14 protein-coding genes are annotated in these 12,894 nt (G+C 46.4%); 3 read left to right on the top strand and 11 right to left on the bottom strand.

Annotated elements, in window-relative coordinates:
- Positions 1-134 precede the first annotated feature (134 nt).
- Positions 135-1,778, bottom strand: coding sequence for a glycosyl hydrolase family 28-related protein (locus JOD82_RS00590; RefSeq protein ID WP_209947352.1), 1,644 nt, complete (start codon positions 1,776-1,778; stop codon positions 135-137).
- Between the two features lie 204 nt (positions 1,779-1,982).
- On the opposite strand from JOD82_RS00590, the gene JOD82_RS00585 reads away from it, so the two are divergent.
- Positions 1,983-3,173, top strand: a complete 1,191-nt coding sequence (locus tag JOD82_RS00585; RefSeq protein ID WP_209947350.1) for an O-antigen ligase family protein — start codon at positions 1,983-1,985, stop codon at positions 3,171-3,173.
- A 144-nt stretch (positions 3,174-3,317) separates the two neighbouring features.
- Here the strand turns inward: JOD82_RS00585 and JOD82_RS00580 are convergent, their stop codons facing one another.
- The 7 genes from JOD82_RS00580 to JOD82_RS00550 all read right to left on the bottom strand — a co-directional run bounded on the left by JOD82_RS00580 (position 3,318) and on the right by JOD82_RS00550 (position 8,925).
- Positions 3,318-4,142, bottom strand: coding sequence for a purine-nucleoside phosphorylase (locus JOD82_RS00580; RefSeq protein WP_209947348.1), 825 nt, complete (start codon positions 4,140-4,142; stop codon positions 3,318-3,320).
- A gap of 72 nt (positions 4,143-4,214) precedes the next feature.
- On the bottom strand, positions 4,215-5,159 hold the full coding sequence (xerD, locus tag JOD82_RS00575) for a site-specific tyrosine recombinase XerD (protein ID WP_209947346.1): 945 nt from the start codon (positions 5,157-5,159) through the stop codon (positions 4,215-4,217).
- Positions 5,160-5,264: 105 nt separating this feature from the next.
- A complete protein-coding gene (locus JOD82_RS00570; RefSeq protein ID WP_043882230.1) occupies positions 5,265-5,507 on the bottom strand; it encodes a YqzK family protein in 243 nt (80 codons plus the stop codon).
- A 166-nt stretch (positions 5,508-5,673) separates the two neighbouring features.
- A complete protein-coding gene (fur, locus tag JOD82_RS00565; RefSeq protein ID WP_039270985.1) occupies positions 5,674-6,171 on the bottom strand; it encodes a ferric iron uptake transcriptional regulator in 498 nt (165 codons plus the stop codon).
- A 99-nt stretch (positions 6,172-6,270) separates the two neighbouring features.
- Positions 6,271-6,924, bottom strand: coding sequence for a stage II sporulation protein M (spoIIM, locus tag JOD82_RS00560; protein ID WP_209947344.1), 654 nt, complete (start codon positions 6,922-6,924; stop codon positions 6,271-6,273).
- Positions 6,925-7,112: 188 nt separating this feature from the next.
- Positions 7,113-8,309: an endonuclease Q family protein gene (locus JOD82_RS00555; protein WP_209947342.1), complete on the bottom strand. Its 1,197-nt coding sequence runs from the start codon at positions 8,307-8,309 to the stop codon at positions 7,113-7,115.
- A gap of 4 nt (positions 8,310-8,313) precedes the next feature.
- Positions 8,314-8,925, bottom strand: coding sequence for an NUDIX domain-containing protein (locus tag JOD82_RS00550; RefSeq protein WP_028540610.1), 612 nt, complete (start codon positions 8,923-8,925; stop codon positions 8,314-8,316).
- Between the two features lie 125 nt (positions 8,926-9,050).
- On the opposite strand from JOD82_RS00550, the gene mciZ reads away from it, so the two are divergent.
- Complete coding sequence (gene mciZ / locus JOD82_RS00545) at positions 9,051-9,194, top strand: Z-ring formation inhibitor MciZ (RefSeq protein WP_076159536.1); 144 nt, start codon at positions 9,051-9,053, stop codon at positions 9,192-9,194.
- Positions 9,195-9,265: 71 nt separating this feature from the next.
- Here the strand turns inward: mciZ and JOD82_RS00540 are convergent, their stop codons facing one another.
- Positions 9,266-10,399, bottom strand: coding sequence for a tripeptidase T (locus tag JOD82_RS00540; RefSeq protein WP_039270980.1), 1,134 nt, complete (start codon positions 10,397-10,399; stop codon positions 9,266-9,268).
- 85 nt (positions 10,400-10,484) lie between these two features.
- Between JOD82_RS00540 and prli42 the strand changes: the two genes are divergently transcribed.
- Complete coding sequence (prli42, locus tag JOD82_RS00535; RefSeq protein WP_023989226.1) at positions 10,485-10,589, top strand: stressosome-associated protein Prli42; 105 nt, start codon at positions 10,485-10,487, stop codon at positions 10,587-10,589.
- Positions 10,590-10,709: 120 nt separating this feature from the next.
- On the opposite strand, the gene lipB is transcribed toward prli42, so the two are convergent.
- Together lipB and JOD82_RS00525 are read right to left on the bottom strand one after the other, a co-directional pair.
- Positions 10,710-11,408, bottom strand: a complete 699-nt coding sequence (gene lipB, locus JOD82_RS00530; RefSeq protein WP_039270978.1) for a lipoyl(octanoyl) transferase LipB — start codon at positions 11,406-11,408, stop codon at positions 10,710-10,712.
- 45 nt (positions 11,409-11,453) lie between these two features.
- Entirely contained in the window at positions 11,454-12,845 is a 1,392-nt protein-coding gene (locus JOD82_RS00525) for a dihydrolipoamide acetyltransferase family protein (RefSeq protein ID WP_209947341.1), read from the bottom strand.
- Positions 12,846-12,894 lie beyond the last annotated feature (49 nt).

Genomic DNA, 12,894 nt, shown 5'->3' with positions numbered 1-12,894 from the left:
AACCATTGTCGTCAGAATGAAAGAAAAATATTCCATATGAATAAAAACATCAAATAGCACCAAGCTGAGTCAGCATGGTGCGCATTTTCCAATATATAAAAAGACAGAACATCTATCGTCTGTGAAATAATGGTTTAAATTCGGCTTACGGTGAGATATGTGATTCCTCCACCCGGTAGAATATCCATTGTATTTTGACTGAACACCCGTATATCAATAAAAGAATTCGCTTCCAGTCTAAGTTCCATTGCTCCACTCAATGCACTATAGTTCAGTCCGCCGATAACCCGATCATCGAGATAGGCATAGGCGGAGCTCCCGGCAAGCTGCTCATCATTCAGGTGAAGTGCCAGCCGTGTGCGATTACCATCCACTTGAGGATCGGTCGAAATGTAAACTTGTATTCTGTATTTCCCAGCTCGCTTGGCTCGCCATCGGCTATTCGCCGCGTCGAATTCAATCAGCTCATCATGGTTGATTTGATTGAACTTTACCTTCTGCCAGCTACCTGCAGGGAGATTTTGCCTTGCTCCCAAGTAGGCTTTAACAAAGGTTTCGTCCAAATGTTCAATCCCGTTGTTCGAGTATTTCTCGACCAGCAGCAAAGCCTGCCCTGTCCCATTGTTCTCGTCATAACGATTATTGCTATAGCTAAAATCCAAATGTGAGCGAAGTGTCACCTGCTGTGTGGAAGAGCTACCAGAGAAAGAAATAAGCTGCTTTAGATTACGGGGGTACCCTCCCACCTCGTCCACCAAAACTTTTTTGCCAATGACCACATCCACAAAATAGTTACATACGGATTGGGTGTCATCGAATTTGTCCGCTATCGCTAAAATGGAGTCACGCAAGGCCACATTTTTTGTTTCTTTGGTAGCACCAATTTGAATAAAAGAAGGCACTGTCATCTTATGCTCTCTGCTTAGTCCCTCAAACCAGCAACCTATAAATTCAGCGTTCATAAAATCATTAATTAGAATGGGAATATCATTGGAACTTCCATCCTTAATGTGCTGGCTAGCCAAAAATCTGGCTCCGTTGGAGCTATTCAGATCCAATGCCGTATCGTTCCCCAATGTAAAAAGCGCTATGCTAGTAAACTGTGAACTTCTATTCTGTAAGTGAATCCCTGTTTTATTGTAATTAATCTCCGTGCATTTAAATAAATTCACATCACTTTCGTAGCCCCAAAAAGCCGTTTCAAAATGCTCAATTAGGACGTTATCTAGAGCAACTCCGCCGCCCTTCCAATCCTGAATACCCAAAGTACCTTTGCCATAATATCCACGCTTCACTGACTGCGAAAACGGATTATTTAATGTGGATCTGTCAGCCCCCTCGTACCGGATCGATAAGTCATGAAACTGCACATTTTGAAATCCGCTAAACGATGGTAGACTTTCATCTCCAATTTGAAAACAAGGACCCGTACCATAATATTCAATCGACGTAACACCTTTGCCTTGTCGGTATCTACCCTTATGAATGCCAAAAATACGCACACCCTGTTTGCGAATCTGTAGGGTAGAGGTTATTTTGTATCGTCCACTGGGGATGTGAAGAATGGAATAATCGGGGGTCTTATTAATCAACTCCTGCAAAGCTGCCGTGTCATCCTGAATACCATCACCAGCAGCTCCAAACCAACTTACGTTTACACTGCGTTCAATGAATTCTTTTTCAATGGTTTTAAAATTTTCATTTAATTGCTGCGGCGTTAAGTCTTTGCCTGTACCACTCAAATTCAACTTCAAACGGTCTGTAAAATGATCCTCCACCCGAACACCCCCATGTTTAAAAACGTAAAAAGTTCCTTTTTAACCAAGCCGAAGAATTCTTCATTTTCTTAGCATGGACTGAGTATATGCACAATAGGGCTTGCTCTAGGCTTGAGAAAAATGAAAATAAATATTTTATTATTATTGTACAAGAAGATACGTTTTGTATATTATAGATACATAATGTATCTAGGTGGTGAAATCGTGAAACATGTACTTACAGTAGCTGGTTTACTGGCTTTTTCGATTCCTTATGCTTGTCAGGGTTTGTCCCCCAGAGTTATCACGATTTCCCTGCTTATTCTGTTGTTCAGCTATACCATGCTACTACCTTCACTCAAGTCATTGATCGCAACCTTAGTCGACAATCCGTTGCTGACTTTACTCATGCTGTACATCGCCGCCTCCTGTTTATGGGCTGAACAAGAGCAGACCTCTTCCTTGCTGATGGTTCTCAAATTTCTTGCCTTCTCTACCTTTGGGCTCTATTTGGTCACCCATTATACAACACAGGGCTGCATTCGCCTCTTAGTCGTTACGTTAAGTATTTTGAGCATACTCAATCTACTCGCCGTTTTGCTCGTTCCCTCCTTTGCTATTCATGGTGGCGTAGAACATACTGGGCTATGGAAGGGCATCTCTGGTCATAAAAATACACTTGGAACTCTCTCTCTGTTAAGTTTTGTTTCACATGTTATTTACTTTTTCAGGGGTAAACATAAAGTTTTGCATATTGGCTTCATCTTACTCAATGCCTTATTGCTCATCGAGTGCCAATCTACCACCTCTTTGGTGCTGACATCTTCGCTCTTCGTATTTATATTGTTTATATTGCTATTCAAGAGAATCCGAAGCATTGCATTACGCGGTTTCTTCATTAGCTGTTCCTGCTTGTTCGTTCTTTTGGGTTTGGTATTCATCTTTACTTATGGAGATGCGATTGCGTCGGAATTTGGAAAAACAACAACCTTAACTGGAAGAACGGAAATCTGGCAGGGGATTGGTGGTGCTATTCAGAGCCATTACTGGTTCGGACATGGTTACGGCTCCTACTGGGCAGCCCGGCCCAGTATCTATGCGAATGGAATTCGATTTGATCTGACAAGCAGCCATAGCGGTTTCCGAGATCTGTGGATCGATGTGGGCCTTACAGGACTACTGGCAACCATTACACTTGCCATCACCACTTTATTTAAATTCAGAATTGGTAAAGCAGATATGTATACATGGCTGACGGCAGCGGTTTTTTTCCTTTTTATCGTATTGAACAATATAACGGACAGCCGTTTCCTGAACTCGCTATCTATTTACTGGATTATTTTTATGGTTATTGTGATCAAGGTGCAAGAACGACATAAACTGGCTGTAGCAGAAAAAGCGAATTCAACTGCATGAGCACACAGCCTCTTCATTAGGAGATCATACTCAGCTCAACCGCTGTATGTGAAAAAGAACCCCGTACCCACGCCAACAAAAGGCGTTCGGATACGGGGTTCTTGGGGTATATGTCCACCGCTTCGGTTGAACATGATCTCCAATCTACATTTGTGGAATAATCGCTAGCACAAGTTTTAAAAATTGCTCACGTACCTTCTCTGCCGTCTCCATCACTTCACCATGGGACAAAGGCTGATCCAGAATGCCTGCGGCCATATTCGTGATACAGGAGAAGCCCAGTACCTCAATACCTGCATGACGGGCTACAATAACCTCAGATACGGTCGACATACCCACCGCATCTGCGCCCAGTGTACGCAGCATAACGATTTCAGCAGGCGTTTCATAGTTAGGGCCCAGCAATCCAGCATATACACCTTCTTGCAGGCTGAAGCCCTGTTGGTTAGCCGTTTGCTTGGCAATTTCACGCAAGCGGCGGCTGTACGCCTCCGACATGTCTGGAAAACGAACGCCCAGACCGGCATCGTTCGGTCCGATCAGCGGATTTTGTCCTGTCAGATTAAGATGATCCGAGATGACCATCAGATCGCCTGCTTCGTAGGAAGTATTTACACCACCTGCTGCATTCGTCACCAGCAGACTTTGAATCCCCAATTGCTTCATCACCCGAACTGGGAAAGCCGTCAGTTGCGGGCCATAGCCCTCATACATATGGAAGCGCCCTTTCATCATGACGACAGCGCGACCTTCAATCGTGCCTAACAGTAATTCTCCCTCATGACCTTCTACCGTCGATACAGGAAAATGGGGAATATCCTGATAAGGAATACTAATTCCATCCTGAATTAAATCGGCCAGAATACCGAGACCCGATCCCAGAATAAGACCAATCTCTGGACGTATTCCGCTTTTGGCACGGATATATTCTGCTGCTTCCTGAATTGTAGCTTGGTTGGCTGTTGACATTAGTATCTCTCCTGACTTGTACAATCGTAAAGTTATAGTCATAAACACATTTTCTATGAAAGTAAAGTATCGTTACGTTCGATCTTCGCTTTCATGAGAAGTGCGGTTGCCGCCGTGCGGGTGATGCTTTTCATATACTTCCTTCATATTCCGTCTTGCCGTCTGCGCATATACCTGCGTCGTTGACAGATCAGCATGACCCAGCATTTCCTGTACAGAGCGTAAGTCCGCTCCGCCCTCCAGCATATGTACCGCAAAGGAATGCCGCAGCGTGTGGGGCGTGATATCCTCGCTTATGCCTGCTTCCTGGCCGTACTTCTTAATCATTTTCCAGAAGCCCTGTCTACTGAGACGCTGTCCAGATACGTTCAGGAACATGGCTTCCTGCTCTACCTGAGCTTCTTCACCTTGCCCGGATCTCAGCAATAATAGACGCTGCTCGTCCATGTAGGCTTGTGCCCACTGTGATGCCTCACGGCTGATCGGTACAACACGCTCCTTGCCTGCCTCGCCGCCACAGTGCACAAAGCGCAGATCGGTGCGCACATCACGCACGTTTAAGGCAATCAGCTCCGATACGCGAATGCCCGTCGCATATAACAACTCCAGCATCGCCTTGTCTCGCACCCCTTGCGGGGCAGTCACATCTGGCGCGGCCAGCAAACGCTCTATCTCATCCTGCGTTAGCACCGAGGGCTTCTTTTTAGTCGCTTTAGGCAACTCCAGCAGAACGGACGGATCATGGATCGTAATTCCCTCCCGAATAAGAAAATGAAAAAAGGAGCGAATGGAGGCGACGCTACGTGATATCGTCGCCGCAGCTTTTCCCTGTTCCTTCAAATGGCCCAAATACAGTACCAGATGTGACCGGTGGACATTATCCGGCTGCTTAATACCACAGCTTTCTGCGAACTCGACAAACTGCTGTACGTCTCGTTGATACGCTTCCAAAGTGCTGCGCGACAAACCCTTTTCCTCTTCCATATATTGAGCGAAAGGTTGAATGTACATTTTCATGAGTTCCAAAAGTCTCCTTGTTCTGCATACAGCGGTTCAGTCTCAGCGTCTGCTTCTTCGTGTGCTACCTTCATTTCATAAGCTCATCAAGACCGATTACTTAGACTATTCACCATACCAGTAAAAGAAACGTAAACGTTCCAACACTGCTATTCGATGCTCGGACCCTTCATTTACTTTTTGTCCGCCAAATACCTTCACTGCATGTCCTTCCGGTATTCGGTAATGATCTACAGGTGTTATCCAATCTGTAAACAGCCTGAGGCTAAAAAAGAACATACATGCCAGCACCCCGAACAAGATTACCAAACGCAGCCATTTTAGTCCTCTCCGCAACGATAGTACCATGTGGATCAGCCGCCTTTTCCCCAGAATATGGTCCTAATTAGGACTCTCTATGGAAGGGTATGACAAGCTATTCCTTTTTATACCGCTTAATCCCGAACAACAGATTCCGAACCAAAAAAGCTCTCCCGAACGCATCTTTGTCGGTGAGAGCTTGGGTAGTCAGCTTTTAGTCCTGAGATTTGTTTTTTTTGGATTTGCCCAAAGATTTCTGAGCGGTCGTATCGTTCTTCGCCTTACAACGATAACAAATACCGTGGAAGTCCAAACGATGATCCACTACGGTAAAATTATATTCCCGTTCCAGGCGCTCCTCCAATGGTCCAAGCCAATCTTCCAGTATTTCATCTACACTGCCACACTGCACACATATCAAATGGTGATGGTGATGTTTGGTTGTATCGCCGCGCAAATCATAACGCGCAACGCCATCACCAAAATTAATTTTCTCCACGACATGCAGTTCACTTAGCAGTTCTAGGGTACGGTATACGGTTGCCAGACCGATTTCGGGAGCTTTCTCTTTGACGAGCATAAATACATCTTCCGCACTCAGATGATCATCTTCGTTCTCAAGTAAAACTCTGACGGTGGCTTCCCGCTGAGGCGTTAGTTTGTAGCCCTGGGATTGCAGTTGCTGCTTAATTTTTTCGATCCGTGCTTCCATGTGTCTCCCTCCCCCTGCAAAGCTACTGCCTACTGCACTTTTTTCACTCCTATTATTATAGGGGGTCTATACAAATAAAGTCAAACATTTTGAAACGGATCAAGATGACACGGAGGCTGTCAGCATAGGAGTGACCCATTGCATCATAACCGGGGTGATCCAAGTTTCAAAGGACGCGCTACCAATAAGAAGCACCATCATCACAGCAGTCAATCCTGCGTAAGACAGCAACGGACGCAGCATTCCGTCTGACGGCCGGGTAGCGAGTATTTTGGTTTTGATCATATGGATGGAAAAAGTCATCGCAGCCACGCTGGAGACGAGCAGCACCGGAATCACGAGCAGGTTATGGGGAGCAACTGAAACCAAAGAAAATAGCAGTCCTTTCCACGAATATTGCCCCACCATATAACCTACTGAAAATCCGATTAGCACACCCTTGAGGAAATTTAATACAAGAATGCCCGGTAGACCAATAACCGAAAGGCCACACACCCAAATTAGGCCGACCCATTTCAGATGTAAAGATACGCTATCCCAAAAGGTCGAGGCCGCCTGCGAATCAGCGAAGCCCTGTTCGTTTTGATTGACCGTTACAAAAAAATCCTTCAGGTAACGGGACAAATCCTGTAACTGCTCCAGCGAGAGTGCGTTTACCATAAGTGCGCCAAAGACGACTCCCACCAGAAACAGCACAGCCAAGAAAACATAATACGGCGTCTGATCCTTTAACGTATGACGAAACCATTGCATCGGCGTCCTGCCCCTTTCATCTGCTTGTTTGTCCAAAAAACAACCGTAATCCGACGGCTGATGGCTAGAAATGGGGCAGCTTTCGCTGCAGATCAAACATCACGAATGATGTGCCAAGCCAGCGGCATAGATAATTTATGGTTATGAACAAGCAGACGCTGATATGCCTTTAGAGGGACAAGACTTTACTAGGACTTAGCTATTTTGCCGTATGTTCCACCACCACCGGATACAAGCGACAGTCGCCCCTCGCGTGAAAGCACAATTTGCTCTGCCAGCACTTTTCCGACGACTGCTGCTAACTCCTCCTGTGTAACCTCATGTAAAATATTCATTTCTGTTCCAAATGCAGCCAATAGCTGGTTCAGCTTGGCTTTGCCCAGACCTGGAATAAACTCCAGTGGAATCTGGTAAATGTACGGCGGACGATGGGACGGAATCATGGGTTGCTCACGGTCGGCAATGCTCCATATTCGATCCAGCACACCTCGCACAAGCTTGGTATGACCACAGTCAGGACAACGTTCATCCGCCATCTGTTGCTCGTCAATAATCGTACCGCAGCTTTGACAGTAAGAACGATGGTATTTGCCCAGTTTCGGATTTAATCCGTAATTGGCACGCACCCGTCGTCCTTCCCGCCGCTCCAAAGCCATTCTGAATTCATCAAAACACGGCTTTGCCAGTGATAATTTATTGTATTCTCGTCCGATTTTCCCAAGTGAATGGGCATCTGAATTCGTTAGAAAGCTGAAGCGATCCAGTTCCGAAATCAAACCGGCCATAGATGAATCTGCGCTCAGCCCCAGCTCCACCCCACTAATGAGCTCCATATCCAGTAGTTCCTCCATACGAGCCGCTGAACTGCCGTATATGCCCTTATGAGGAGTAAAGACGTGCGCAGGCACCATAATGCCTCCACGTCCGTAAATTTGCTGCTGCAACTCGCGTGGCGGTGCATAGATTCGTTGTGAGCTGAGATTAACATTTTTCATATGCCGGGCCAGCCATTGGGTAAAATCCTCCATCGCCGCCAGATCTGGAAAATAGACCAGTACGTGCGCCTCAGGACGACCTTCAGCACGTATTTCCAGCTCCGTGCCAAGGAGAATGACCGTATCCCGGTATGCGATACCTCCGCCGCTGATTTCCTTCATTTCACCCGTATGTAAATAGGTACGAATATCCTCCTGTACATTAGGTGCATGGCAGTCAATGATACCGATCAGCCCAATTCCTTTGCGACCGGAGGCTTCCTTAGCTATGTTTGCAAAGGTCAGATCGCGGCTGCCACTAATTTTGACCGGATTTCCCTTCTCTGTTCTGCCAATATGAATATGCAAGTCTGCAAAGTAGTTGTTAAGTTCTACTATATTTTCATCCATCCGCTTAGAAGCTCCCTGTATGTTGGCGGAGTTGCCATGCATAGACGGCCAAAATCGTTTTGGCATCACTAATCCGTCCTTCACGAATGAGCGTCTGTGCTTCTTCCAGCGTCACCTCAAACAGCTCCAGAAATTCATCTTCATCCGGTTCCATCTCACCTAACTCCAGTTCTTCGGCCACATACAGATGAATGATTTCATCCGCAAAGCCAGGAGAGGTATAAAAGGAGTGCAGTAGCTTCAGCGACTTGGCAGTATAACCTGTCTCTTCTCTCAGCTCACGTCCCGCTGCTTCCATCGGGTCTTCGCCCCGCTCCAGCTTCCCTGCGGGAATTTCTACTTCACAGCGCCCCATCGCCTGTCTGTACTGGTCCACGACCAGCATTTTCCCTTCATGTAGAGCCAAAACAGCCACCGCACCTGGATGCTTTACGATCTCACGCTTGCCAGTGGAGCCGTCGGGAAGCTCTACCGTGTCTACCTGTAATGTAATGACCTTTCCCTCAAAGATAGGCTGTGTGGACACGGTCTTTTCCTCCAGCGCAGGATTGGAATAAGGCTTGCGATGTGCATCGTTTGTTGGATTGTTCAATTGTCCGTTCGTTTGCTCGTTCATCGGTAAGTTTCCTCCTTCATATCTATCTTTCTTTATTAATTATCACCAAAGTTAGTCTAACTTGTCCACTTTGTACATATGCTGGTGGTAGAATAACAAACTTCCTGTCCTGAGGAGATGCAGAAATGAAAAGCTACCGTACTGAAAGCACCCTCCATATCGTTGGTAAAGCCTGGCAGATTCAAGCACTCTTGCGTCAATGGCAAAAGGAACATGGCCCTACAGCCACCATCGCTTCGCTAGCTGTTCCAAAAAAGGTTCAGGTCTAAAGACGAAGGAACACTGTTCCTGTCTTTAACCTGAACCTTTTTTCAGTATGTTGCAAGTGTATAATACAAATTTATTTTGTGGTTTCTTGAATCAGAGCTACGACAACTTCAGCAACCTTCACCAGGTCATCGGCCTTAATCTTTTCCTCTGTTGTATGGATGTTCTGGTAGCCCACAGCCAAATTCACCGTTGGAATTCCAAGCCCGTTGAATACATTAGCATCTGAGCCACCACCGGAATGAAAGGTTGGCGTTGCCAGTCCCAGTCTTTGAATCGCACGCTGAGCAACCTGTACAACTTCATCATGCTCCGTAAAGCTGAATGCCGGATAGATGACTTCACTGCGGAACTCTCCCTGTGCACCAAATTCACGTGTGGTGGTTTCCAGCGCTTCACGCATATGCTGGATTTGATGATTAACCTTTTCTTGCACAATACTACGTGCCTCTGCACGGATCAATACAAAATCGCATACCACATTTGTCGCGCCGCCGCCCTCGAAACTGCCAATGTTAGCGGTCGTTTCCTTATCAATCCGTCCTAGTTTCATTTTAGAAATTGCTTTGGAAGCGACCTGAATGGCACTAATGCCATCTTCGGGATTTACCCCCGCATGAGCGGACTTCCCAGTTATCTTCATCTCAATACGTGCCTGCGTTGGGGCAGCTATACAAATAGAGCCGACCTCACCATTTGAATCCAAAGCATATCCGAAATCAGAATCTAGCACTTCCGGCTTCATCGCCCGTGCACCCATCAAACCAGATTCCTCACCAGCCGTAATCACGAACTGGATTTGACCATGGGGAATATTCTGTTCGCGCACGACACGAATCGCCTCGAACAAAGCAGCAATTCCCGCCTTGTCGTCAGACCCCAGAATCGTTGAACCGTCACTACGAATCCAGCCATCCTCACCCAACTGTGGCTTAATGCCTTTACCCGGAGTAACGGTATCCATGTGGCAGGTAAAAAACAATTTGGGTGCTTGCTCCACACCTTCCGCTTTCCAGGTGACGATCAGATTGCCTGAACCATGTCCGGTTCTTTCACGAGAATCGTCTTCCATTACTTCCAGCCCGAGTGCATTAAACTTTTCTTTTAGAACACGTGATATTTCCTGCTCATTTTTCGTTTCGCTATCCACCTGTACAAGTTCCATAAATTCCTGTACGATTCGGTCTTTTACTACTTTTACTGTCATTAAACTTTCCTCTCTTTCCCGATTACGCTACAATACGGATAGATGTTCTTATCTATGACTTAAACCTATCCTAAAGGAGTTACACATGTCGAACAAAAAATGGGTTCGTTTTTTCGTCTACATTATGCTCGCAGCTATGATTGGTTCTACGCTGTTCATGGTAATTGAGCCGTTTATTATGCCACTATAATAAAATCCCACTCAAGGTATCCAGCTGCTCTAAGGCACTATTGAAGCCTTGAAGTGGACGAGCTGTTACGTAAAGCAAACAGGCGGGCTTCCGTGTAGATACACAATAGCCCGCCTTACTTTATTGGAAAGAATGCGTTTGCCATTGCGCAACAAATGAAAATTGCTGTTCAAAGTACGGTACAATTTCCTTCGCAATCTGCTCCACCGATATAGGCTTCTGTATGCAGTCCTCCAATGATGTCACACCGTATTCCTGAATTCCGCACGGGACAATGCCCTCAAAGCCCTCATGCTGTATCCCTGATTTGATGTTAAAGGCAAAGCCATGGCTGGTTACGAAGCCCCGACGGTGCTTACACTTGTTGAATTTGACGCCAATGGCCGCAATTTTAAGATTCCCGATCCATACCCCTGTATATTCAGGCTTACGGCTTCCCTCAACTCCATAAGATGCCAACAACCGGATGATCACTTCTTCCAGACTTCGAAGGTATCCGTGCAGATTCAGCGCCTCCCGGTTGCCGAGCATAAGGAGAGGATATCCGACAAGCTGCCCCGGCCCATGATATGTAATGTCTCCCCCACGGTCAATCTGAAAGACGCTGATTCCCTGCTCCTTCAGTTGCTCTGGTGTGAGGAGCAAATGTTCAGGATGCCGCTGAGAACCAATCGTATAGGTCGGCGGATGCTGGAGAAGCATAAGCGTTTCTCTTGCCTCTCCCGCATCCAGCTTTCCCACAATCTCCTTCTGGACATCCCATGCATGGGCATATTCCATCCTATTCGTATAGGTTACATCAAGCGGTCGTCTGTTCACGGCCTGTCACTTCCTCTCCGTACATTTCCCCCACTGTTCGGATGATTAGTACAGCTTCGTATCTAAAGTGTAGCCTTCTAGATTTTCTTTAACCCGTTGCAAGAATCGTCCGCAAATCACTCCGTCCAAAATGCGATGATCCAGCGACAAGCACAAATTAGCCATCGAGCGAACCGCAATCATATCATCAATAACCACGGGTCTTTTGACAATGGATTCAAAGGTAAGAATTGCAGCCTGCGGATAATTAATCACCGGATAAGATAAAATTGAACCAAAGGAGCCTGTGTTGTTTACAGTGAACGTTCCGCCTTGCATGTCGTCCAGTTTGAGCGTGCCTTCCCGGGTTTTACGTGCCAAATCGTCAATTTCACGAGCTAATCCAGCAATATTTTTCTGATCCGCTTTTTTAATAACAGGGGTAAGAACGGAGTCCTCCGTACCTACGGCTAGCGAAATATTGATGTCTCTTTTGACGATAATTTTGTCCACTGCCCAGACCGAATTCATAATCGGATATTCCTTGATTGCATTCACGACTGCTTTCATGAGGAAAGCTAGATACGTAATATTAATGCCTTCTTTTTGCTTAAATTCGTTTTTGATCTTGTTGCGGAGCATCACCAGGTTGGTCACATCCACCTCAATCGTCGTCCAAGCATGTGGAATTTCGGAAACGCTTTGTCGCATATTACGAGCAATTGCACTGCGAATGGGTGTAACATCAATAAAATACTCGGATCTGTTGTTGTTGCCACCTTCAACTTCGATCACAGGAGCTTTTGGAGCCTCCGTCAAATGAATCCCACTGTTACGAACCGGAATAGCAGGGTCCATATTTTGAATCGGTGTACCTTGCTGAGTGGCAGACTGCTGTCTTCCTGCAAAAGGAGAGCCTTGTCCTGATGTCGTCGCAGTCGGCTGTCCAGATACTCCAGTAGGAGCAGAACCGCCCTGCTGCACATAATTCAGCACGTCTTTGCGGGTAATTCTTCCCCCCATGCCCGTGCCTGGTACTTGGCTTAAGTCTACATTATGCTCAGCAGCCAGGGTTTGCACCGCTGGGGAAAAACGTCCTCTCATGGACTGATCCGATCCAGCACTCTGCTGAGATTGTGTTTGTACGGTACTTTGAGATGCTGGTGCAACAGGTGTCGCCCCTGTTACCGCCGCAGGTGCAGCCGACTTCGTCTGGATACGGCAAATTAACTCGCCTACCGCTACTGTCTGACCTTCCTCTGCCAACAAATCACCCATAATGCCGTCCAATGTGGATGGGATTTCTGCATTCACTTTATCTGTAATAACCTCGCAAATCGGCTCGAATTGCTCTACCGTTTCACCAGGTTGTTTGAGCCATTTGGCAATTGTCGCCGATACGAGCGATTCTGCCAATTGTGGCATGATCACGTCGTTCCATTGTGTTTGGTCTGACATTTTTTCAACTCCTTAACATCATAGGAGGGCGCGTTTTACCGCTACCCCC

The organism is Paenibacillus sp. 1182, from assembly GCF_017833915.1.
Taxonomy (GTDB): Bacteria; Bacillota; Bacilli; order Paenibacillales; family Paenibacillaceae; genus Paenibacillus; species Paenibacillus polymyxa_D.
Note: the sequence above shows the minus strand (reverse complement) of the source record. Positions and strands in the feature narration are given on the sequence as shown.